Source organism: Streptomyces naganishii JCM 4654, assembly GCF_014650575.1.
In the GTDB taxonomy this organism is placed as follows: domain Bacteria; phylum Actinomycetota; class Actinomycetes; order Streptomycetales; family Streptomycetaceae; genus Streptomyces; species Streptomyces naganishii.
This window is the reverse complement of the sequence record NZ_BMVF01000029.1, coordinates 36075-57218: the sequence shown is the minus strand read 5'-3', so window position 1 is coordinate 57218 and position 21144 is coordinate 36075. Positions and strand designations below refer to the sequence as shown.

Here is a 21144-nt window from a genome sequence, read left to right as displayed (position 1 = left end):
CTCGACCTCGACCTCGTACCGGAACGCGTTGGTGTACGACGGTAGCCGTGTTGGTTCCCGCGCGGGCGCGGTGTGGTGACTCGACATCAGGGAAACGCAACCTCGGCCGGTGGGCACGGTGGGTGGGTGGGGGCAGCGGGGGCACCGGGCGCGTCCGGAGGGTCCGCCGGGCGGCGCGCCGGGGGCAGCGTGCGCGGCATGCGCGGGTGTGCGCCGGGTGCTCGGTGCCCGGTCTACACGGCCATGCCGTACACGATGGTGAAGAGTGTGCCGAGGGATCCGATGATGAACACCCCGGTCAGGCCCGCGACGATCAGGCCCTTGCCCTGTTCGGCGCTGAAGGTGTCGCGCAGGGCCGTGGCTCCGATGCGCTGTTTGGCGGCGCCCCAGACGGCGATTCCGAGGCAGAGCAGGATGGCGACCGCCATCACCACCTCGATCATCACCTTCGCCTCGTTGCCCAGGCTGCCGAAGGGGCCCCAGTTCGGAGCGATCCCGCCGATGATGGTGTTGATGTCTCCCTTGTCGGCCGCAAAGAGCATGTAAGTCACCGCCCCTGTTGGGTAGTTCCGCGTCCCCTGTCCTCGGCGCAGAGGTCAGGACTCATTGTCGCCGACGATGGCGCCCTCGGATGTCGACTTGGCGTCATTGCCGACGGTTTCCTGCGTAATTCTGCGTATGGTAACTGTGTGTATCACGGCAGGTCACGCCCGGCAATGAAGTGGACCCGGAACCTGGCGTGTGGTCCCGTCGTTGACACTTTTCACGTCCTGGGCTGGCTTTTGACGGCCAGTCGGGTGAGTGGTGTTCCGATGGTCTCACGCTTTCGCACGCCGAACGGGCCGCGGCATGCATGCCGCGGCCCGTTCCCTCGCTGCCGTCCCCGCGCCCCACGTCCAGCGGTGGCGGCAGGCTCTCGCACGACCGACGATTGCTTGTTGAGTACGCGACAACAAGGCGGGCCGTCGTTTTCTGACCCCGGCGTTACCGAAGGCGGACGGGCGCTTACCCGTCGATGGCGGGGGGATGGGCCGCCGATGGCCATGGCTTGACCCGGTGCGACAGCGGGTATCGGTGCAGATGGCCCGCGGCTTCGACCGCGGCGTCGCGGACCGACAAGGAGGGGCGAGGTGGGACAAGCCGTGCGGTGAACGAGGGTTTCACAGGAAAATCTCAGTGAAGTCGTTATCCGATTCTCACCTTCGTGAGACAAAGTAGGGCCTGATGAACCGCACCTCAGGTACCAGCAGCCACGCAGGTCACGGCCGTCCCCGGGCAGGCACCCGACATTACGCGCTGTTCTCTGCGCTGGTGCTGCTGGCCGCCACCTCCGCCTCCGTCGCGGCCGCCGACGACGGCCCCGGCCCGCTCGGGGTGACCTCGGTGGCGGTGAGGACCACACAGAGCGCGCGAGTGGGGGTGCTGGTCGGCTCGGACAAGACGGGCGACCTCACCGACAACCACTTCTGCACCGCCTCGGTCGTGCACGGCCAGAACCACAACCTCATCGTCACCGCCGCCCACTGCCTGAGCGGCGACACCGATCTGGTGTTCGCGCCGGGCTACCGGGACGGCAAGGCGCCGTACGGGCTGTGGAGGGTCAAAAGACGCTTCATGCCGGACAGCTGGTCCAAGGACCAGGACGAGGACAGCGACCTCGCCTTCGGTGTGATCGAGCCGCAGGGCGGCAAGGGCATCGAGGACGCCGTGGGCGCCAACCGCTTCGTGACGGGCACCTCCACCGGCGCGACCGCCGTGACGGTCACCGGCTACCCCGACTCCCGCGACGAGCCCATCACCTGCACGAACAAGCCGCAGGCGCACAGCGGGACCCAGCAGCGCATCGACTGCCCCGAGTTCACCGCCGGCACCAGCGGCAGCCCGTGGATCAACGGGGACGGACAGGTCGTCGGCGTGCTCGGCGGCCACGATCAGGGCGGTCTGACGCCCGACACCTCCTACAGCGTCGTCCTCGGCACCGCGGCGGCCGAGCTCTACAAGGACGCGGCCGCCGACCCGTGACCGGCCCCGCCGCCTCGTGCGGGCGCCCCGTGTGACCGCCGTGCCGCCGTGCGCCCGTGTGTGATCATTCCCCGGCGCGGGGTCCGCCCCTAAACTGTGCTGGGCGTGACTCCCGGACGGCGAGGGGCGGTTGACGGTGCGTAAGGCATGGGTCGTGGCGATCGCCGCCCTCGGTGGCGGGTTCACCTTCGTGCTGCTGCTCGTCGTCGGCGTCTACGTCGTCGCCGGCAATCTCGCGGGCGGGGTGGGCGGCGGGAGCGTGGGGCTCGCCAAGGGCGCCGTGCCGGCCGCGTACAAGGCACTCGTGCAGAAGTGGGGCAATCTCTGCCCCGCCCTCAACCCCGCCTTGCTGGCCGCGCAGTTGTACCAGGAGAGCGGCTTCAACCCCAACGCCGTCAGCCCGGCGAAGGCCCAGGGGATAGCGCAGTTCATCCCCGGCACCTGGGCCACGCACGGCGTCGACGGCAACGGCGACGGACGGCGCGACGTCTGGGACCCCAATGACGCGATTCCGTCGGCCGCGTCCTACGACTGCGAACTCGCCAAGTACGTGCGGAGCGTGCCGGGCGACGCCACGCACAACATGCTCGCCGCGTACAACGCGGGCGCGGACGCGGTCATCAAGTACGGCGGCGTCCCGCCCTACGGGGAGACCCAGAACTACGTCAAGACGATCACCACCCTGGAGAAGAGCTTCGCCGCGCCCGTCACCCGGGTGGACCCCTCCAAGCAGGCCGCCACCGCCATCACCTACGCCCAGGGCAAGCTCGGCACGCCCTATCTGTGGGGCGGCGAGGGCACCCCTGAGCAGGGCGGACGCTTCGACTGCTCGGGGCTGACCCAGGCCGCGTACGCCAGCGCGGGGATCACGCTGCCGCGGGTCGCCAACGACCAGTACAACGCGGGCCCGCACCCCAAGCGGGCCGAACTGCTCCCGGGTGACCTGGTGTTCTTCTCCGACGACCTCACCAACTCCCGGGCCATCCGGCACGTGGGCATCTACGTCGGCGGCGGCTACATGATCGACGCCCCGCGCACCGGGGCCGTCATCCGCTTCGACCCCATCGACACCCCCGACTACTTCGGCGCCACGCGGGTCACCGAGGATGGCGCGAAAGCGCTCCCCACCACCGTGTGAAACCGAGCGTGAACCCACCCCCTGAGCTGCGGCGATGAGTCTCTCTTCGATAACGTCTGCGTGATCATTCGGTGGAGTGTGGAACGTATGCATCAAGGCCGTGCGTTCCTGTTGACGTAGCCAAGCGGACGCAGGCGGACGGACCTCGTACGGGTGGGCGCGGCGTGTGACGCACACGCGTCGCGGCGGAAGCGGATCTACGACCACGGGGGTGGCAGGAGCGGCGCACGCAGGGTGCGCCCGGCGCGACACGACGAAGGGGCCGCAGCACGATGGCTGGACTCGCCGAATCCGGTTCGAACCCCGACGTCGACCTGCTCTACGACATCAACGGCCTGGCCAAGGACGCGCCGCACTGGTTCGACCGGGCCATGGAGTACGTCGGTGAGTACGGGCTGCTGCTCGCCATGGTGCTGCTGGTGGTGTGGTGCTGGTGGTCGGTGCGCCGGCGGGGCGGGGAGCACGCCGCGTCCTCGGTGGCCGCGCTGGTGTGGGCGCCGCTCGCGGCCGGGCTCGCGGTGCTCGTCAACGTGCCGATACGGGGCTTCGTGCGGCGGCCGCGGCCCTTCCTGGACCATCAGGGGCTCGACGTCCTGGTCTCCGGCAAGACCGACTTCTCCTTCGTCAGCGACCACGCCACGATCACCATGGCGATGGGCGTGGCGCTGTTCGTCGCCAACCGGCGGTTCGGGCTGGTGGGTATCGGCCTGGCGCTGCTCGAGGGCTTCTGCCGGGTCTACATGGGCGTGCACTACCCGACGGACGTGGTCGGCGGATTCGCCCTGGGCACGGCGGTGGCCCTCCTGCTGTCCCCGCTCGCCATGCTGCTGCTGACCCCGCTGCTGCGGGCCGTCGACGGCACCGCGTGGGGCAGCCGGCTGATCCGGGCCCGGCGCGCTCCCGGACGTGAGGAGACGGTGGTCTCCGGTGCCCGGACGGGCGGGCGGGCACGGTCCGAGGAGCGCGATCTGGCCGCCTGAGCCGCCCCCGGCCGTCGCCGGACGGGCCTACAGCCCCTGCGGGTACGTGAAGAAGCCCTGCGGGTCGTACTGGCGCTTGAGGCCGGCCAGGCGTGGGGCCGCGGCGCCGTAGTAGGCCGTGCGCCAGTTCTTCAGGGTGGGGTCGGTGTAGTTCTGGTAGGCCGCGCCGGAGGCGTGCGGGCGCATGGCGGTGTGCGCGGCGGTCAGCCAGGACTGGGCGGCCGAGCCGGTGGTGCCCGGTGACCAGGACGCTATGTACTGGGCGAGCATCCGCGAGCGGCGGTGCACGAACGCCGTCGCCGTGGGCGCGACCCGGTTGACCGCCCCGCCGAGCGCGGTGAACGCGACGCTGCCCGCGCCCCCGCGCACCGCCCGCATCTGGTTCAGCAGGGTCTGGATCCCGGCCGCGGAGACCGAGCGGTCGAAGAAGTCGGAGCGGGCCGCGTAGGTCTCGCGGCCGAGCCGGCCCTGCGGGGAGCGGCCGGGGGTGGAGCCCGGCAGGTGGCACTGGGCGTCCGTGGGGAAGGACGAGCAGCCCGCGTAGGCCTCCATGGCCTGTTCGTAGGTGTGGCGCCTGAGGGAGACGCCGGACGCGCGCGCGCCGGCCCTGGCGGCCAGACGGTCCACCGCGTTCTGGAGTTCGCCGTAGGTGCCGAGGGAGAAGGCGGCCACGGACACCGTGGGGGTGCCGCCGGGCGTGGCGGCCAGGTGCAGGGATGACCAGATCTCGTCCGGCTGGTCCGGCCCCCACTCCTGCCAGGCCGCCATCACCGCCGCCGCCCTCGCCCACGGCCAGGTCAGGTACGCCGACACGGCCTGCGGGGCGGGGTGGGTGCGGAAGCGCAGCTCGGTCACCACGCCGAAGTTGCCGTTGCCGGCGCCGCGCAGCGCCCAGAACAGGTCCTTGTTCTCGGTGGCGTCGGCGACGACCTGCTTGCCTTCGGCGGTGATGAGGGTGGCCTGGGTCAGGCTGTCGCAGGTCAGGCCGTAGGCGCGGGAGACGACCCCGTGGCCGCCGCCGAGCACCAGCCCCGAGACGCCCACGGTCGGGCAGGAGCCGGCGGGTATGGTCACGCCCTTGGCGGCGAGCGCGCGGTAGACGTCGATGAGCTTGGCGCCGGCGCCGACCACGGCCGTGCCGCCGCTCGCGCGGACCTGGCTGAGCCGGGAGACGTCGACGATCAGGCGGCCGTCGCCGGAGGACCAGCCGGCGTAGGAGTGGCCGCCGTTGCGGATGGCGACGCGCAGGCGGTGGGCGCGGGCGTAGGCGAGGGTGGTGCGGATGTCGCCGGCGTGCGCCACGTAGGCGACGGCCGCGGGCCTGAGGGAGTCGAAGCGGGTGTTGTAGAGCTGGTGCGCGGGCGTCCAGGAGGCGTCCCCGGGGCGGAGCAGGGCGCCGTCCAGTTCGCGGGCGAGCGCGGTCCAGTCGGCCGCGGCCGCCGCTCCCGTGGTGCGCATCGCCGGGGTCGCCCGCGCCGTACCCGGGGACGCCGGGGCGCCGGAGGCGGTCGTACGGCCCGCCGCCTTGTCCTTGCCGCCGCCGCACCCGGCGGTGACGACCGCCGCGGCCACGGCCGCGCCGCCCCCCATGAACGCCCGACGTTCCATCTGTGCGCCCTCCCTGTCGGCTCCCGAGGATCGAGACGACCGCCAGGCGCGGCGGGTTCCCGGCGGCGGAAGTATGTCAGAGAGTCGAAGATGTGTTCGGTTCTGCCGGGACCTCCACGTGCTCTCCCCGTGAGCATTCCGTGACCTCACCGCACCGACGGCAGGGGTTCACCCCTCGTTCACTTCCGGCCATCGGCGGCTTCACCTGTTCTGCCTAATTTCGGCCTTACCCGGTGCTGATGCGCATCTCGGCGCATCGGTGCCGCCCACACTTCGCACGCCGCCGAATCAGGACGGCGGCTCCTGGAAGGAACTCCCTCAAGTGAAGCTTCAGCGCAAGAACCGGCGGGCTCTCGCTCTCGGCGTCCTCGCCGTCTCCGGCGCCCTGGCCCTCACGGCGTGCGGCTCCGACAACAACAGCGGCGGCGGCGCCAAGAGCAGCGGCACCTCGGCCGCCGCGGCGCCGGGCAGCATCAAGTGCGGTGACGCCAAGGGCCAGTTGCAGGCCTCCGGTTCCTCCGCGCAGAAGAACGCCATCGACGCGTGGACCACGGCCTTCGGCGGCGCGTGCAAGGGCGTGCAGATCAACTACAACCCGACCGGTTCCGGCGCCGGCATCACCGCCTTCCTCCAGGGCCAGACGGCGTTCGCCGGCTCGGACTCCCCGCTGAAGCCGGAGGAGATCACCCAGTCCAGCAAGGTCTGCTCCGGCGGCCAGGCCATCGACCTGCCCATGGTCGGCGGCCCGATCGCGGTCGGCTTCAACGTGCCGGGCGTGGACAGCCTGGTCCTGGACCCGTCGACCCTCGCCAAGATCTTCGACGGCAAGATCACCAACTGGAACGACCAGGCGATCAAGAAGCTCAACCCGAGCGCCAAGCTGCCCGACCTCAAGATCCAGGCGTTCCACCGCTCCGACGAGTCCGGCACCACGGACAACTTCACCAAGTACCTGATCGCCACCGCCAAGAGCGACTGGCCCTACTCCGGCGGCAAGGCCTGGCAGGCCAAGGGCGGCCAGTCCGCGCAGGGCTCCTCCGGCCTGGCCCAGCAGGTCAAGCAGACCTCCGGCGCGATCTCGTACTTCGAGCTCTCCTACGCCGCCGACGGCATCAAGACCGTCGACCTGAAGACCGGCGCCTCCACCCCCGCCAAGGCCACCGTGGAGAACGCCACCAAGGCGATCGCCAGCGCCAAGGTCACCGGCACCGGCAAGGACCTCTCGCTCAAGCTGAACTACCAGCCCACCGAGGCCGGCGCCTACCCGCTGACCCTGGTCACCTACGAGATCGCCTGCGACAAGGGCAACAAGGCCGCCACCCTGCCGGCCGTGAAGGCCTTCCTCTCCTACATCGCGTCCGAGGACGGTCAGAAGCAGCTGACCGGCGCCTCCTACGCCCCGATCCCCGACGAGATCATCTCCAAGGTCCGTACCACCATCGAGGGCCTGAGCTGACCTGAGCGTGCGGCCCGGTCCCGCCCGACGGGGACCGGGCCGCACCGTCCGGTGCACCGCCGCCAGGGGTTCCGCACGACGCGCGGAACTCCGCAGACCGGAGAACCCGATGGACATATCCACACAGCACAAAGACGCTCCCGATCCCCTCACCCGGCCGGCCCCGGCCGAGCCGAAGCGCGCCGTGCGGGGTGCGACCCGCCCCGGTGACCGCGTCTTCCTCGGGCTGTCCCGGGGATCGGGCATCCTGCTGCTGGTGATCATGGCCGCGATCGCGGTCTTCCTCACCTACCGCGCCGCCCTCGCCATCAGCAAGGACGACGGCAACTTCCTGACCACCTTCGAGTGGAACACCAACATCCTTCCGCCCCAGTTCGGCATCGCCGTGCTGGCCTTCGGCACGGTCGTCTCCTCGATCATCGCCATGGCCCTCGCGGTCCCGGTGGCGGTCGGCATCGCGCTGTTCCTCACCCACTACGCCCCGCGCCGGCTCAGCGGCCCGATCGCCTACGTGATCGACCTGCTGGCCGCCGTGCCGTCCATCGTCTACGGCCTGTGGGGCGCCCTGGTCCTCGTACCGAACCTGAACGGCCTGTACGGCTGGCTGGACCAGTACTTCGGCTGGACGGGGATCCTCTCCTGGCAGGGCGGCGCCCCGCGCTCGCTGCTCACCGTGGGCATCCTGCTGGCGATCATGATCCTGCCGATCATCACCAACGTCAGCCGCGAGGTCTTCCGCCAGGTCCCGCGCATGCACGAGGAGGCCGCGCTGGCCCTCGGCGCCACGCGCTGGGAGGTCATCCGCATGTCGGTGCTGCCCTTCGGGCGCTCCGGCGTGATCTCCGCCTCGATGCTCGGCCTCGGCCGCGCGCTGGGCGAGACGATGGCCGTGGCCACCGTGCTCTCCCCGACCTTCGACATCAAGGCGAGCCTGCTCGACCCGGGCGGCGGCACCTTCGCGCAGAACATCGCGAGCAAGTTCAACGAGGCCACCGAGTTCGGCCAGGACGCGCTGATCGCCTCCGGTCTCGTCCTGTTCGTGATCACGCTGGTCGTCAACGGCGCGGCACGGATGATCATCAACCGCCGCAAGGAGTACTCGGGGGCCAACGCATGACCACGCCAGCCGCAACCCACCGGCGCCGCAGCTCGCTGCGCGGCGCGAGCCTGCCGAAGTGGTTCCCGCTCGCCGTAGTCGCCGGCTCCGTCCTGCTCGCCGTGGTCATCGGGCTCGCCGCCGGGCTGCACAGCAAGGTGCAGTGGGGTGTGATCGCCGCGCTGCTCGCCGTGGCGGGCACCTACGTCATCGCGGCCCGCGTCGAGGGCCGCAGGCAGGCGCGCGACCGCATCGCCACCAGCCTGATCTGGGTCTGCTTCCTCCTCGCCGTCGTCCCGCTGGCCTCGCTGATCTGGGCCACCGTCAAGCGCGGCGCGAAGGTGCTGGACGGCTACTTCCTGAGCCACTCCATGGCCGGCGTCGCCGACACCCAGCCCGGCGGCGGCATCTACCACGCCCTGCTCGGCACCCTGGAGCAGGTCGGCCTGGCCACCCTGATCGCCGTGCCGATCGGTGTGCTCACCGCGATCTACCTCGTCGAGTACGGCCGCGGCCGGCTTGCCAAGGCGGTCACCTTCTTCGTCGACGTCATGACCGGCATCCCGTCGATCGTGGCCGGCCTGTTCGTCCTCAGCTTCTGGATCCTCATCCTCAAGATGGGCTACTCCGGCTTCGCCGGTTCGCTGTCCCTGGCGATCCTGATGATGCCCGTGGTGGTGCGCTCCACCGAGGAGATGCTCAAGCTCGTACCGAACGAGCTGCGCGAGGCCTCCCTCGCGCTCGGCGTCCCCAAGTGGCGCACCATCCTCAAGGTGGTCCTGCCGACCTCCGTCGGCGGCATCGCCACCGGCGTGATGCTGGCCGTCGCGCGCATCACCGGTGAGACCGCTCCCGTGCTGCTGCTGGTCTGGGGTACCAACTTCATCAACACCAACCCCTTCAAGGACCCGCAGGCGTCGCTGCCGCTCTACATCTACCAGCAGTACGCGAACAGCTCGGGCTACGGCGCCGCCTACGACCGCGCCTGGGCGGCGGCCCTCACCCTGATCGCCTTCGTGATGATCCTCAACCTGGTGGCCCGCGGCATCGCCCGCTGGAAGGCCCCCAAGACCGGTCGCTGACGCGGCCATCGGCGACCGAGACGAACTGGAAGTGAAGTAGCAGACATGGCCAAGCGAATCGATGTGAGCGGGCTCACCGCCTACTACGGCTCCCACAAGGCGATCGAGGACATCTCGATGACGGTCGAGCCGCGCTCGGTGACGGCCTTCATCGGCCCCTCCGGCTGCGGCAAGTCGACGTTCCTGCGCACCCTGAACCGCATGCACGAGGTCACCCCCGGCGGCCGGGTCGAGGGCAAGGTCCTGCTCGACGACGAGGACCTCTACGGCAACGGGATCGACCCGGTCTCCGTGCGCCGCGAGGTGGGCATGGTCTTCCAGCGCCCCAACCCCTTCCCCACCATGTCGATCTTCGACAACGTGGCGGCGGGCCTGAGGCTCAACGGCAACTACAAGAAGAGCGAGCTCGGCGACGTCGTCGAGAAGTCCCTCAAGGGCGCCAACCTCTGGAACGAGGTCAAGGACCGCCTGAACAAGCCCGGCTCGGGACTGTCCGGCGGCCAGCAGCAGCGGCTGTGCATCGCCCGCGCCATCGCGGTCGAGCCGAAGGTGCTGCTGATGGACGAGCCCTGCTCGGCCCTCGACCCGATCTCCACCCTCGCCATCGAGGACCTGATCGGCGAGCTGAAGGAGCGCTTCACGATCGTCATCGTGACGCACAACATGCAGCAGGCGGCGCGCGTGTCGGACCGTACGGCGTTCTTCAACCTGGCGGCGGTGGGCCAGCCGGGCCGGCTGATAGAGATCGACGACACCGAGCGGATCTTCTCCAACCCCTCGGTGCAGGCCACGGAGGACTACATCTCCGGCCGCTTCGGCTGAGCCGGCGGTCACTCCCCCGAGAACCCCTCGCGGTGCTGCATGGCGGTGCCACCGCGAGGACGCAGAAGGGCCCGCCCCCGGTTGACGGGGGCGGGCCCCTGCTGTCGGGCCGGCCGGGGCGGCGCCCCGGCGGTTCACTCGGCGACTTCGGTGCGTTCCCACCACTTGTAGACGGTGACCGCGCCCTCCTTGCTGTCCTGGTGCCGCGTGGTGACCTTGTAGTGCTCGTATCCCCCGAGGTGCGGGATCTTCAGTTCCTGTCCCGGAGGGACCACGGGCACCACGGTGCCCGCGAGGTCCTCCGGCCCGCCTTCGAGGAGTGCCTTGTCAGTCATGCTTCCAGTGTCGCCACCCGGGGGCGGGCGGCTACAAGAACAGCAGGTTGATCAGCCAGAAGGCGCAGGCCGCGACGATGGCGGCGGCCGGCATGGTGATGAACCAGCCGAGCACGATGTTCTTGGCCACGCCCCAGCGCACCGCGTTCACGCGCTTGGTCGCGCCCACGCCCATGATCGCCGAGGTGATCACGTGGGTGGTGGAGATCGGCGCCTTGAAGAGGAACGCGGTGGCGAACATGATCGACGCGCCGGTCGTCTCGGCGGCGAAGCCCTGCGGCGGGTCCAGCTCGATGATCTTGCGGCCCAGGGTGCGCATGATGCGCCAGCCGCCCGCGTAGGTGCCTAGCGACAGCATGAGCGCGGAGACCAGCTTCACCCACACCGGGATCGGGTCGCCGTACTTCTCGACGTCGGCGATGACCAGGGCCATCACCACGACACCCATGGTCTTCTGGGCGTCCTGGAGGCCGTGCCCGAGCGCCATGCCGGCCGCCGAGACGGTCTGCGCTATGCGGAAGCCCCGCTTGGCCTTGTGCGGGTTGGTCCGGCGGAACATCCACATGATCGCCGTCATGACCAGGTAGCCGACGATGATGCCGACCACCGGGGACAGGAACATCGGGGTGACGACCTTGTCCAGCACCCCGGACCAGTACACGGTGATGCCGCCCGCGAGGGCCGCGCCCACCATGCCGCCGAACAGCGCGTGCGAGGAGGACGAGGGCAGGCCGAAGTACCAGGTGATCAGGTTCCAGACGATGGCCCCGAGCAGCGCGGCGAACAGGATGCCCATGCCCTTGCCGCCGGTGGGGGTCTGGATCAGGCCCTCGCTGACGGTCTTGGCGACGCCGCTGCCGAGGAAGGCGCCGGCGAGGTTCATGACCGCCGCCATGGCGAGCGCGGCGCGCGGGGTGAGCGCGCGGGTCGACACCGAGGTGGCGATGGCGTTGGCCGAGTCGTGGAAACCGTTGGTGTAGGCGAAGCCGAGGGCGACCAGGATGGTCAGGATCAGAGCGAAGGTGTCCATGGACGCCTCAGGACTCCTTGACCGCGATGGTCTCCACCGTGTTCGCCACGTGCTCGAAGGCGTCCGCCGCCTCTTCCAGTACGTCCACGATCTGCTTCAGCTTCAGCACCTCGATCGCGTCGTACTTGCCGTTGAACAGGTGGGCGAGGAGCTTGCGGTGGATCTGGTCCGCCTGGTTCTCCAGGCGGTTCACCTCGATCCAGTACTCGGTGAGGTTGTCCATGGTCCGCAGGTGCGGCATGGCCTCCGCGGTGAGTTCCGCGGCCCGGGCCAGCACCTCGATCTGCTGCTCGACGCCCTTGGGCAGTTCCTCGACGTTGTAGAGGACGACCAGGTCGACGGCCTCCTCCATGAAGTCCATGATGTCGTCGAGGGACGACGCGAGGGAGTAGATGTCCTCGCGGTCGAAGGGCGTGATGAACGAGGAGTTCAGCTGGTGGAAGATCGCGTGCGTGGCGTCGTCGCCTGCGTGTTCCGCGGCCCGCATACGCTCTGCGATCTCGGCCCGGGCGGATGCGTCCGCCCCGAGCAGTTCCATCAGGAGTTTCGAGCCCGTGACGATGTTGTCCGCGGACGCGGCGAACATGTCGTAGAAGCTCGTCTCCCTGGGGGTCAGACGAAAGCGCACGTGGGGTCCTCGGGGTGCTTCGGTTTCGGTCAGGCTGATGCTAAGGGCATCATCCGGCCACGGCTAAGGGGCCGTCCCCCAGTGTCGCCCATCAGGCACAGTGCTCAGCACGGGGGCACGGCCAAGGGACCCCCTACCCCGCGAAGTCCGTTATCATATACCCGCCAGGGGTATGTCTTGAGCTCGTCCCGAGCTCCACGACGCACAGGGAGGCCGCGATGACGACCACCGAGGCCGGCGCGGTGGCGCCCTCCGGCACCACCGGCCGGGACGAGCCCGCGCCCGAGCCCGCGGCGCACGAGCACGTCACGCACGGTTACCACAAGCAGAAGGCGGAGCACGTCAAGCGGCTGCGGCGGATCGAGGGCCAGATCCGCGGGCTCCAGCGGATGGTCGACGAGGACGTCTACTGCATCGACATACTCACCCAGGTGTCCGCGTCCACCAAGGCCCTCCAGTCCTTCGCCCTCCAGCTCCTGGAGGAGCACCTCGCCCACTGCGTGGCCGACGCGGCCCTCAAGGGCGGCGACGAGATCGACGCGAAGGTCGAGGAGGCCACGAAGGCGATCGCCCGCCTCCTGCGCACCTGAGCCGCGCCGGGCGGCACACCCACCGTGTGGCCGGATGCGGTGGGTGGTGGTCAACGGGCGGATTCCCGGTCGCGTTCCTCGGACACGCGCAGGACCTCGTCGATGCTTTCCAGACTGAGGCGTTCGCGGGCCGCCGAGGCCGCGATGATCAGCTCCCCGCACAGCTCGATCTCGGCGAGGGCCACGTGGTCCTGCACTGCCGTACCGCCGACCGCAGCCACGCGCGTCACCTCGTTCCTGCCGTCACCGGCTCAGCCCGCCGTCCCGGCTTCCTAGGGTAGGGAGCGGCGTACGCCCCGCGCATGGCACGGAAGGGCTAGTCCGCCGGTCATTTCGGCTCTCATTCCTCGGCGACCCGGCCCGCGTAGATGTCTTTCGGGTGTGGCAGGGCCACGGTGACGGGCGTGCCGAAGGCGTACAGCAGCGTGGTGGAGAACACCGCCACCGTGCCCTTGTGCTGCCCGCCCACGAAGCTGAACCGCTGCCTGAGCTTGCGGATACGGCCCTGGTCGTCGAGGTAGACGTCGAACGGGACCTCGGCCGTGGCGAACCCTTTCGCCGCCGCCGCGAGCGCCGCCGCCCCCGCCGGCGAGGCGCCGCGCGCCGCCAGCGCGAGGTCGGCGGTGCCCCGGTAGTGCCGTACCGCCGCCCCGGCCACCTCGGTGCGGCCCACGTACGTCGCCGTGCGCGTCCCGCGCAGCACCTCGGCGGCGGCGAACGGGTCGGTGGCGCCGCCGGTGACGAGATTGCCGTCCGACAGCGTGGCCGTGTCCACCCGCACCCACTTGTCGGCCGGGACGCCCGCGCCCCGGTTCTTCATGTAGAGCGCGCCGGGCGCGAGGAGCTCGGTGATCGGCCGGTGCTCGGGCGCCCCGGCCGGATCCTGCGGCAGCACCACCGTGAGCCGCCCGAGCTGCCCGCGGAAGTCGTACGCGCCCTCGCCGCGGATGGTCACGCGGGTGCCGCCGGCGGCCATCTCCATCGACGTACGCGCCTGGGAACTGCCCGCCTCCAGCAGCGCGCCGGGCGCCTCGCGGACCGTGCGCACCGGGTCGGCGGCGGCACGCGCGTCCTGCGCGGCCACGCCGTCGCCCCCGCATCCGGTGGCGCACACGCACAGCACCAGCCCCACCACGAGCGCCGGCCCGCGTCCGGTGCCCGGGGCCCTCGACCTCACCCGGGCAGAAAGGGCCCCGGTCCGCCGCCGCTCAGCCATCGTTCGCCTACCCCCAGTCGGTCCGCGTCCGTCACGGGCCCCCTGTCGTTCCGGTCAACGAGGAGTGGGGGGCTTCGTCACGCGCCGGGGGCGGTCCGGGGCAAGCCGCAACCTTCCGTTCACCCGGCGTGGGTAGCGTCGTGACCGTGGCGCAGCAGCAGGAACACCGCACCGCGACTGTCGAACAGGGCCGCTTCTGCCTGGCCCGCTGCACCTGCGGCTGGCGCGGTCCCGCGCGCCGGGCCCGCAGCCTGGCCCGTACCGACGCGGACGGGCACGCCCGCGAGCACGAGGCGGCGGGCCGGTGACCCTCAGGCGAGGCGCAGGGCGGCCAGCAGCTCGTCGACGAGTTCGCGGTCGCGGAACTGCGTCAGCCGGTCGCGGGCGGCGGCCGGTGAGAGCCAGCGCAGCCGGTCCACCTCCTTGTTGGGCGTGAAGTGGCCCGAGGCCGCCTCGGCGGCCCAGTACCGCACCAGCTTGGGGCGGCCGCGCGCCACATACGTCACCCGGCTCAGCTCCGGGCCGGGCACGGCGGTGTACCCGGTCTCCTCGGCCACCTCGCGCAGCGCGCCCGTGAGCGCGTCCTCGCCGCGCTTGAGCTTGCCCTTGGGCCAGGACCAGTCGTCGTAGCGGGGCCGGTGGATCACGCAGAGTTCGAGCGCGCCGTCCGCCGCCGAACGGCGCCACAGGACGCAGCCGGCCGCGCGCACGGGCCTCTTGACGGGCTGGGTCACCGGTCGTCCACCGCCTCTCAGTTGGCGCCGACCGCCTGCGTCTGCCACGACCGCTGGAAGGCGTACCGGGCGGCCTCCACCTCGTGCCGCTGGTCGGCGTGGAGCACGCCCAGCGCGTACGCCGTCGCCGGGGCGATCCGCGGGGTGCGGGCCGCCGACGCGGCGGCCGCGGCGGCCTCGGCGGCGTCGCGGTGCCGGTTGAGCGCCCGCCCGGCCGCCAGCAGCCGTACGTCCACGGCGGCGGGCCCGCCGTGCAGGACCTCGCGGGCGTAGCGGTGCAGGCGCAGCAGCAGGCGCACCTGGTGCCAGGGGGCGTCCTGCGGGTGCGGGGCGGGGTCCGGGGACAGGCCGTGGACCAGGGCCGCGGCGTTGTACGGGCTGCCCGCGGTGACCAGCGGCAGCGCGGCCACCGCGTCGGTCAGGCGCTCCTCGGCCGCGGCGGCCAGGGCGCGCAGGTCGGCGCCGGCGGCGGCCGGGGCGAGGGGCACGTCGCTGGCGAGTACGGCGACCTTGTCGGCCACGGCGTGGAAACGGCTGGAGCCGAGCGCCTGGAGCGCGGTGGAGTGCGCCCGGGTACGGGCGAGCGTGAGCTGCCGGTCGAGCAGCGCGCCCGCCTTGACCGCGCCGGCGGCGAGACTGCCCCGGGCGGGGGCGGCGGCGGGGGCGCCCCGGTCGGCTGTGGGACCGGCGCGGTCGGGGCCCGGTCCGCCCTGGCCGCGGGCGGAGTTGCCGTAGTCGAGGACGTAGTCGTCGCGGCCCAGGCCGAGGCCGCCCCGGCCGGGAGCGGAGCCGGCGCTGCCGCGGTCGCCGCCGGAGCCGCCGCGCGCGGGGCCCGCGTTGCCGGGCTCGGGGCCCGGATTCGCCTGTCCGCGACCGGAGTTGCCGTGGTCGGCGCCCGAGCCGCCCTGCCCGGTGCCCGGGTTGGCGCGCCCGGAGCCCGCGCCCGCACGGCCGGCACCGGGGTCGCCCCACCCCGGACCCGGGTTGCCGCGCTCGGCGCCCGGGCTGCCCGCGCCACCGCGCCCGTTGGCGCCCCAGTGCCCCGGCGCCTGGGCCGGGAGGCCGGGCGGGGCCGGGGTGCCCGACAGCCGGTGCAGGGCCAGGAGCAGGCGGTCCAGGCGGGCCTGGCAGGCGTGTTCGCGGGCCAGCGTGCCCGAGAGCCAGGCCAGTTCGGGGCGCAGGTCCTCCGACCAGCTCTCGTCCAGCAGGGGGCGGAAGGTGTGCAGGCTGCCGCTGATGCGGCGGGCCGAGTGGCGCAGGGCGCGCGCCGCGTCGGCGGACTCCACGGTGCCGTTGCCGTGGCCGTTCCCGCCGCCGCTCTCGCGGTGCAGACGCAGCGCGCGCAGGAACTCGGTCGCCTGCGCCCGCAGATAGCCGGCGAGGGCGTCGGCGGGCACGGGGCCGGCCGTGGTGTCCGTCGGGTCAGGGTGTCGCTGTGCCACGCCGGCGCCTCCGGGCGTCTATGAGCATCTCCTGGATGTTGCGCAGGGGCTGGCCGTCCGTATCGGTGGCGTGCCGGGTCCATTCGCCGTCCGGGCCGAGGTGCCAGGAGGCCGTGCCGTCGGACATGCCGGTCTCCAGCAGCCTGTTGAGCGCGGCCCGGTGGGCGGGGTCGGTGACCCGGACCAGGGCCTCGATACGGCGGTCGAGGTTGCGGTGCATCATGTCGGCGCTGCCGATCCACACCTCGGGCTCGCCGCCGTTGCCGAAGGCGAACACGCGGGAGTGCTCGAGGAAGCGGCCGAGGATCGAGCGGACCCGGATGTTCTCCGACAGCCCGGCCACGCCCGGCCGCAGCGCGCAGATCCCGCGCACCCACACGTCCACGGGCACGCCGGCCTGGGAGGCGCGGTAGAGGGCGTCGACTATCGCCTCGTCGACCATCGAGTTGACCTTGATGCGGATGAACGCGGGCCGCCCGGAGCGGTGGTGCTGGGCCTCCTTGTTGATCCGCGCGACCAGCCCGTCGCGCAGGGACTTGGGGGCGACCAGGAGACGGCGGTAGGTCTCGCGGCGGGAGTAGCCGGAGAGCCGGTTGAACAGGTCGGACAGGTCGGCGCCGACCTGCGGGTCCGCCGTCAGCAGGCCCAGGTCCTCGTAGAGGCGGGCGGTCTTGGGGTGGTAGTTGCCGGTGCCGACGTGGCTGTAGCGCCGCAGCGTGTCGCCCTCCTGACGGACCACCAGCGACAGCTTGCAGTGGGTCTTCAGACCGACCAGGCCGTACACGACGTGGCAGCCGGCCTCCTCCAGCTTGCGCGCCCACTTGATGTTGGCGTGCTCGTCGAAGCGGGCCTTGATCTCCACCAGGACGAGGACCTGCTTGCCGGACTCGGCCGCGTCGATGAGCGCGTCGACTATGGGGGAGTCGCCCGAGGTCCGGTACAGGGTCTGCTTGATGGCGAGCACGTCCGGGTCGCCGGCCGCCTGCTCCAGGAAGGCCTGCACGGAGGTGGAGAAGGAGTCGTAGGGGTGGTGCAGGAGCACGTCCCGGCTGCGCAGCGCGGCGAAGATGTCGGGCGCCGAGGCGGACTCCACCTCCGCGAGGTCCCGGTGGGTGCCGGCGACGAACTTGGCGTACTTCAGCTCGGGCCGGTCCAGGCTGTGGATGCGGAAGAGGCCGGTGAGGTCCAGCGGGCCGGGCAGCGGGTAGACCTCGGCCTCGCTGATCTTCAGCTCCCGTACCAGCAGGTCGAGCACCTCGCGGTCGATGGACTCCTCGACCTCCAGGCGCACCGGCGGCCCGAAGCGGCGCCGCATGAGCTCCTTCTCCAGGGCCTGGAGGAGGTTCTCGGCGTCGTCCTCCTCGACCTCCAGGTCCTCGTTGCGGGTGAGCCGGAAGGTGTGGTGCTCCAGCACCTCCATGCCCGGGAAGAGCTCCTCCAGGTGGGCCGCGATGACGTCCTCGATGGGCACGTAGCGGCCGGGGGAGCTCTCCAGGAAGCGGGAGAGCAGCGGCGGCACCTTGACCCGGGCGAAGTGCTTGTGGCCGGTGACGGGGTTGCGTACGACGACGGCCAGGTTCAGCGACAGGCCGGAGATGTACGGGAAGGGGTGCGCGGGGTCGACCGCCAGCGGGGTCAGCACGGGGAAGATCTGGTGCCGGAACAGCGTGAAGAGCCGGGCCTGTTCCTTCTCGGCGAGCTCCCCCCAGCGGACCAGGTGGATGCCCTCCTCGGCGAGGGCCGGGGCGACGTCCTCGTGGTAGCAGGCGGCGTGCCGGGCCATGAGCTCGCGCGAGCGGGCCCAGATCATCTCCAGCACCTCGCGCGGCTGGAGCCCGGAGGCGGACCGGGTGGCGACGCCGGTGGCGATGCGGCGCTTGAGGCCGGCGACCCGGACCATGAAGAACTCGTCCAGGTTGCTGGCGAAGATCGCGAGGAAGTTGGCCCGCTCCAGCAGGGGCGTGTTCGGGTCCTCGGCGAGTTCCAGGACGCGCTCGTTGAAGGCGAGCCAGCTGCGCTCCCGGTCGAGGAAGCGGCCCTGCGGCAGCTGGGCCCCGTCCGCCTGCGACTCGTCGTAGCCGTCGAGGTCGGCGTCGATGTCCGGTTCCAGGTCGGAGACCGTGGCCGCCACGGTGTGCGGGCGGTGCGCGGCGATGGAGCCCACGGAGGGCTGGGGGTTCTGAATGTTCGCGTGGCCCGCAGGGCCTCCGCCAAGGGCGGTGGCGGGTGACGGGTGGGCCTGCGCCTGGGTGTCTGGCTGGCTCATGGACCCATTCTTCCGCGTCAGCAGCCGGATGGGCGCGTCGGAGAGCGCGGGCGGGAGCACGTCGGCGACTGCCTCGGGAGGCGGCACGGGCTCGGGCGCGGCGGGCTTCATTGGTGGAGCGTCGCAAGCCCGTCTGAACCGGCGGTTACGGCGACATGACGTGCGGGACAGCGGGGGACGGCCCGCAGGGAGGCGTCCCCCGCCGTGTCAGGCTCTTCCGGCGCGGGCCGGGGTGCCCTTGGCGGCCTCGGCCCGGGTGTCCCCGGCGGCCGGGGCCGCCGGACCCGTGGTGCGGCGCAGGACGCGGAAGGCGGCCAGTACGAACAGGCCGGTGAGGGCCAGGACCAGGGCGGTGGTGGTGAGCTGGAGCGGCCAGTAGTGGGAGTAGGGGTGCGTCCTGGTGTAGAAGGCGGTGGCGTGCAGATCGGCGTAGAGCCGCCGGCACTCCTCGATGGTCGTCGGGCCGCAGCCGGGGTCGGCGATGTGCGCGCCGCCGGTGGTGATCAGCCCGTGTTCGACTTCGAGGCCGCCGGAGGTGTATCCCGTGCCGAGGCCGGAGCGGTGGACGACGGCCGGCCACAGGTGGGGCAGGGCCCAGGACGCGGCGGCCCGGACGGCGCCGGTCACGCACAGGGCCAGCGCGAGCGCGGGCAGCGCGCGCCGCGAGAGCAGGGCCACCAGGGCGCCGGCGGTGAGGCCGGCCAGGGCGAAGGCGACGGTGGTCGGGCCGCCCGCGTGCAGGGTGAGGTCGTCGGTCCAGGGCTTGGCGGTGTCGATCCTTCCGCGCCCGGCCGTCCAGGCCAGGTGGTGCAGCGTGACCAGCACGCCCGTGCCGCCGGCGACGAGGAGGGCCGGCAGGGCCAGCTTGGCGGCCAGCCAGCGGGCGGGGGAGACGGACTGGACCCAGGCCAGCCGCGCGGTGCCGTTCTCCAGTTCGCGGCCGAACAGGGCCGCGCCGGACCAGGCGGCCACCACGAAGGGCAGGGCGGTGACCGCGAACGTGGTGTAGCCGTAGACGTCCTTGTAGCGCAGGATCGCGTCCTGGTCGTAGGAGCAGCGCGTGTTCATGTCGCAGGCGTCGTACTGCCGCCAGGCCGCCGCCGCGGCGTCGGTGAGCGGGCCCCACAGCCAGGCCAGCGCGGCGGCCAGGACGAGGACGAGCCCGGCCCAGACGTACAGCGCGGGGCGGTGCAGACGCAGCAGCCACGGGACCAGGCGCGGCCGTCCGGCGGGGCGGCCGGCCGCCTGGGCGGTGGGCGCGGGGGCGGTCGTGGTGGTCATGCGTGGGTCTCCTGGGACTGCGCCGGGGCGGGCGTGAGGGCGGGAGCCTGGGGGTTGCGCAGGTGGGCGAGGACGAGTTCCTCCAGGGAGGGCGGGAAGGTGCGCCAGCCCTCGGGGAGCGGGCCGCCGGGGCGCAGCAGCGCGGTGAGCTGGCGGCCGGTCGTACGGCACTCCACGACGGTGTGGCCGCCCAGGTCGGCGTCGGCGGCCGGGGCGGTGACGCGGACGTGGGCGGCGAGCAGGTCGTCGATGTCGCCGGCCATGCGGACCTGTCCGCCGCCGATGAGCAGCAGGTGGTCGCAGGACTCCTCCAGCTCGGCGACCACGTGCGAGGACAGCACGATCGTGGTGCCGTGCTGCGCGGCCTCGGCCATGAGGGTGCCCATGAGTTCGTGCCGGGCCAGCGGGTCGAGGTCGGCCATCGGCTCGTCCAGGAGCAGCAGTCCGGGCCGCTTGCCGAGGACGAGGGCGAGGGCGACGCGGGTGCGCTGGCCGCCGGAGAGGGTGCGCACGCGGGCCCGCGGGTCGAGGTCCCCGGCGGCGACGATCCGCTCGGCCCTCGCCGCGTCCCACCGCCCGGGGTTCAGGTCGGCGCCCACGCGCAGGGTGTCGGCGACGGTGAGCTGCGGGTAGAGGGGCTTGCCCTGGGCGACGTAGCCGACGCGCGGGCGGGCGTGCGCCGGGTGCTCGCCGAGGACGGTCAGGCTCCCCTCGGTGGGGGCCAGCAGCCCGGCGGCCATCGCCAGCAGGGTGGACTTGCCGGCGCCGTTGGGGCCGACCAGGGCGCACACGCGGCCGGCGGGCAGGCGCAGGGTGCAGTCGCGCAGGGCCCAGGGCGCCGTGCTCCGGCCGAATCGCTTGCCCAGCCCGGCGGCTCGCAGGGCCGTGCCGGTGTCGGTCATGACGCGTCTCCCTGAAGGTGCTCTTCGCGCGCGGCGAAGTGTCGGTCGAGTACGGCGGTGAAGAGCGCGGCCACGTCGTCGCGGTCCAGCCCGGCCTCGCGCGCCCGAGCGGCCCAGCCGTCCAGCTCCGCGCGCAGCGGGGAGTCGTCGGTGGGCGCGGTGCCCAGGGAGCGCCGTACGAAGGTGCCGAGGCCGCGCCGGGCCTCCACCAGGCCCTCGCGCTCCAGCTCGCGGTACGCCTTGAGCACGGTGTTCGGGTTGATCGCGGTCGCCTCCACGACCTCGCGGGCCGTGGGCAGCCGGTCGCCGGGCTCCAGCAGCTTCAGGCGCAGGGCCTGCTTGGTCTGCTGGACGATCTGGACGTAGGTGGCCACGCCGCTGTGCCGGTCGATGCGGTACTCGAGCACCCGGTCCACCACCCTTTCACTAATTGAGTAGTGAAAGGGTGGTGGAAGATGATCCGGAAAGTCAAGCGCCACCGGGTGAACCGAACGGCCCGGCCCGTCCGATGAGGAG

General features: G+C 72.0%; 22 protein-coding genes. 9 read left to right on the top strand and 13 right to left on the bottom strand.

Translation table 11 applies throughout. The features are described from left to right. Positions 1-233: 233 nt before the first annotated feature. The gene (locus tag IE217_RS32840; RefSeq protein WP_190181597.1) at positions 234-542 is read right to left on the bottom strand and encodes a DUF8827 family protein; all 309 of its coding nucleotides are present in this window, start codon (positions 540-542) and stop codon (positions 234-236) included. 682 nt (positions 543-1224) lie between these two features. On the opposite strand from IE217_RS32840, the gene IE217_RS32835 reads away from it, so the two are divergent. From IE217_RS32835 to IE217_RS32825, 3 genes are all read left to right on the top strand, one after another. Beyond that, complete coding sequence (locus IE217_RS32835; RefSeq protein WP_190181596.1) at positions 1225-2022, top strand: trypsin-like serine peptidase; 798 nt, start codon at positions 1225-1227, stop codon at positions 2020-2022. A gap of 130 nt (positions 2023-2152) precedes the next feature. After that, on the top strand, positions 2153-3160 hold the full coding sequence (locus IE217_RS32830; RefSeq protein ID WP_190181595.1) for a bifunctional lytic transglycosylase/C40 family peptidase: 1008 nt from the start codon (positions 2153-2155) through the stop codon (positions 3158-3160). A 272-nt stretch (positions 3161-3432) separates the two neighbouring features. Further along, complete coding sequence (locus tag IE217_RS32825; protein ID WP_190181594.1) at positions 3433-4140, top strand: phosphatase PAP2 family protein; 708 nt, start codon at positions 3433-3435, stop codon at positions 4138-4140. A 27-nt stretch (positions 4141-4167) separates the two neighbouring features. Here IE217_RS32825 and IE217_RS32820 read toward each other — a convergent pair whose 3' ends face one another. Beyond that, positions 4168-5748 carry an FAD-binding oxidoreductase gene (locus tag IE217_RS32820; protein ID WP_190181593.1) on the bottom strand — a complete coding sequence of 527 codons (1581 nt, stop codon included), beginning with the start codon at positions 5746-5748 and terminating at the stop codon, positions 4168-4170. 322 nt (positions 5749-6070) lie between these two features. Between IE217_RS32820 and pstS the strand changes: the two genes are divergently transcribed. The 4 genes from pstS to pstB all read left to right on the top strand — a co-directional run bounded on the left by pstS (position 6071) and on the right by pstB (position 10204). Beyond that, positions 6071-7204, top strand: a complete 1134-nt coding sequence (gene pstS, locus IE217_RS32815; RefSeq protein WP_190181592.1) for a phosphate ABC transporter substrate-binding protein PstS — start codon at positions 6071-6073, stop codon at positions 7202-7204. Positions 7205-7313: 109 nt separating this feature from the next. Next, the gene (gene pstC / locus IE217_RS32810; protein WP_190181591.1) at positions 7314-8321 is read left to right on the top strand and encodes a phosphate ABC transporter permease subunit PstC; all 1008 of its coding nucleotides are present in this window, start codon (positions 7314-7316) and stop codon (positions 8319-8321) included. After that, a complete protein-coding gene (gene pstA, locus IE217_RS32805; RefSeq protein WP_190181590.1) occupies positions 8318-9382 on the top strand; it encodes a phosphate ABC transporter permease PstA in 1065 nt (354 codons plus the stop codon). Before pstC ends, pstA begins: the two co-directional genes overlap by 4 nt. Positions 9383-9427: 45 nt before the next feature. After that, positions 9428-10204 carry a phosphate ABC transporter ATP-binding protein PstB gene (gene pstB / locus IE217_RS32800; RefSeq protein WP_190181589.1) on the top strand — a complete coding sequence of 259 codons (777 nt, stop codon included), beginning with the start codon at positions 9428-9430 and terminating at the stop codon, positions 10202-10204. A 134-nt stretch (positions 10205-10338) separates the two neighbouring features. On the opposite strand, the gene IE217_RS32795 is transcribed toward pstB, so the two are convergent. From IE217_RS32795 to IE217_RS32785, 3 genes are read right to left on the bottom strand one after another with little or no spacing between them, the layout of a single operon-like run. After that, positions 10339-10539: a DUF5988 family protein gene (locus IE217_RS32795; protein WP_190181588.1), complete on the bottom strand. Its 201-nt coding sequence runs from the start codon at positions 10537-10539 to the stop codon at positions 10339-10341. Positions 10540-10570: 31 nt separating this feature from the next. Continuing rightward, positions 10571-11569 (bottom strand): inorganic phosphate transporter, encoded by a 999-nt coding sequence (locus tag IE217_RS32790; protein ID WP_190181587.1) that lies wholly within the window; start codon positions 11567-11569, stop codon positions 10571-10573. Positions 11570-11576: 7 nt separating this feature from the next. Next, on the bottom strand, positions 11577-12197 hold the full coding sequence (locus tag IE217_RS32785) for a DUF47 domain-containing protein (RefSeq protein ID WP_026252685.1): 621 nt from the start codon (positions 12195-12197) through the stop codon (positions 11577-11579). Between the two features lie 218 nt (positions 12198-12415). Between IE217_RS32785 and IE217_RS32780 the strand changes: the two genes are divergently transcribed. Further along, positions 12416-12787: a metal-sensitive transcriptional regulator gene (locus tag IE217_RS32780; RefSeq protein ID WP_190181586.1), complete on the top strand. Its 372-nt coding sequence runs from the start codon at positions 12416-12418 to the stop codon at positions 12785-12787. 50 nt (positions 12788-12837) lie between these two features. Here IE217_RS32780 and IE217_RS32775 read toward each other — a convergent pair whose 3' ends face one another. Then, the gene (locus IE217_RS32775; protein ID WP_190181585.1) at positions 12838-13008 is read right to left on the bottom strand and encodes a hypothetical protein; all 171 of its coding nucleotides are present in this window, start codon (positions 13006-13008) and stop codon (positions 12838-12840) included. Positions 13009-13127: 119 nt separating this feature from the next. Next, entirely contained in the window at positions 13128-14003 is an 876-nt protein-coding gene (locus IE217_RS32770; RefSeq protein ID WP_373298186.1) for an SCO4651 family lipoprotein, read from the bottom strand. 146 nt (positions 14004-14149) lie between these two features. On the opposite strand from IE217_RS32770, the gene IE217_RS32765 reads away from it, so the two are divergent. Then, positions 14150-14311 carry a hypothetical protein gene (locus IE217_RS32765; protein WP_373298185.1) on the top strand — a complete coding sequence of 54 codons (162 nt, stop codon included), beginning with the start codon at positions 14150-14152 and terminating at the stop codon, positions 14309-14311. 3 nt (positions 14312-14314) lie between these two features. Here IE217_RS32765 and IE217_RS32760 read toward each other — a convergent pair whose 3' ends face one another. The 6 genes from IE217_RS32760 to IE217_RS32735 all read right to left on the bottom strand — a co-directional run bounded on the left by IE217_RS32760 (position 14315) and on the right by IE217_RS32735 (position 21035). Then, positions 14315-14737 carry an NUDIX hydrolase gene (locus tag IE217_RS32760; protein WP_190181582.1) on the bottom strand — a complete coding sequence of 141 codons (423 nt, stop codon included), beginning with the start codon at positions 14735-14737 and terminating at the stop codon, positions 14315-14317. A gap of 17 nt (positions 14738-14754) precedes the next feature. Further along, the gene (locus IE217_RS32755; RefSeq protein ID WP_190181581.1) at positions 14755-16179 is read right to left on the bottom strand and encodes a CHAD domain-containing protein; all 1425 of its coding nucleotides are present in this window, start codon (positions 16177-16179) and stop codon (positions 14755-14757) included. Further along, on the bottom strand, positions 16160-18445 hold the full coding sequence (locus IE217_RS32750) for an RNA degradosome polyphosphate kinase (RefSeq protein WP_229865813.1): 2286 nt from the start codon (positions 18443-18445) through the stop codon (positions 16160-16162). The genes IE217_RS32755 and IE217_RS32750 overlap by 20 nt, the downstream gene beginning before the upstream one ends. A gap of 207 nt (positions 18446-18652) precedes the next feature. Next, entirely contained in the window at positions 18653-19726 is a 1074-nt protein-coding gene (locus tag IE217_RS32745; RefSeq protein WP_190181580.1) for an ABC-2 membrane transporter-related protein, read from the bottom strand. After that, complete coding sequence (locus tag IE217_RS32740; protein WP_190181579.1) at positions 19723-20628, bottom strand: ABC transporter ATP-binding protein; 906 nt, start codon at positions 20626-20628, stop codon at positions 19723-19725. Before IE217_RS32740 ends, IE217_RS32745 begins: the two co-directional genes overlap by 4 nt. After that, a complete protein-coding gene (locus IE217_RS32735; protein WP_190181607.1) occupies positions 20625-21035 on the bottom strand; it encodes a GntR family transcriptional regulator in 411 nt (136 codons plus the stop codon). Before IE217_RS32735 ends, IE217_RS32740 begins: the two co-directional genes overlap by 4 nt. Positions 21036-21144: the final 109 nt, after the last annotated feature.

Bases quoted from the DNA above. Each gene is read 5' to 3' on its own strand.
- IE217_RS32840 (WP_190181597.1), bottom strand. From the start codon at position 542: ATGCTCTTTGCGGCCGACAAGGGAGACATCAACACCATCATCGGCGGG.
- IE217_RS32835 (WP_190181596.1), top strand. From the start codon at position 1,225: ATGAACCGCACCTCAGGTACCAGCAGCCACGCAGGTCACGGCCGTCCC.
- IE217_RS32825 (WP_190181594.1), top strand. From the start codon at position 3,433: ATGGCTGGACTCGCCGAATCCGGTTCGAACCCCGACGTCGACCTGCTC.
- IE217_RS32820 (WP_190181593.1), bottom strand. From the start codon at position 5,748: ATGGAACGTCGGGCGTTCATGGGGGGCGGCGCGGCCGTGGCCGCGGCG.
- pstC (WP_190181591.1), top strand. From the start codon at position 7,314: ATGGACATATCCACACAGCACAAAGACGCTCCCGATCCCCTCACCCGG.
- pstA (WP_190181590.1), top strand. From the start codon at position 8,318: ATGACCACGCCAGCCGCAACCCACCGGCGCCGCAGCTCGCTGCGCGGC.
- pstB (WP_190181589.1), top strand. From the start codon at position 9,428: ATGGCCAAGCGAATCGATGTGAGCGGGCTCACCGCCTACTACGGCTCC.
- IE217_RS32795 (WP_190181588.1), bottom strand. From the start codon at position 10,539: ATGACTGACAAGGCACTCCTCGAAGGCGGGCCGGAGGACCTCGCGGGC.
- IE217_RS32790 (WP_190181587.1), bottom strand. From the start codon at position 11,569: ATGGACACCTTCGCTCTGATCCTGACCATCCTGGTCGCCCTCGGCTTC.
- IE217_RS32780 (WP_190181586.1), top strand. From the start codon at position 12,416: ATGACGACCACCGAGGCCGGCGCGGTGGCGCCCTCCGGCACCACCGGC.
- IE217_RS32770 (WP_373298186.1), bottom strand. From the start codon at position 14,003: ATGGCTGAGCGGCGGCGGACCGGGGCCCTTTCTGCCCGGGTGAGGTCG.
- IE217_RS32750 (WP_229865813.1), bottom strand. From the start codon at position 18,445: ATGAGCCAGCCAGACACCCAGGCGCAGGCCCACCCGTCACCCGCCACC.
- IE217_RS32745 (WP_190181580.1), bottom strand. From the start codon at position 19,726: ATGACCACCACGACCGCCCCCGCGCCCACCGCCCAGGCGGCCGGCCGC.
- IE217_RS32740 (WP_190181579.1), bottom strand. From the start codon at position 20,628: ATGACCGACACCGGCACGGCCCTGCGAGCCGCCGGGCTGGGCAAGCGA.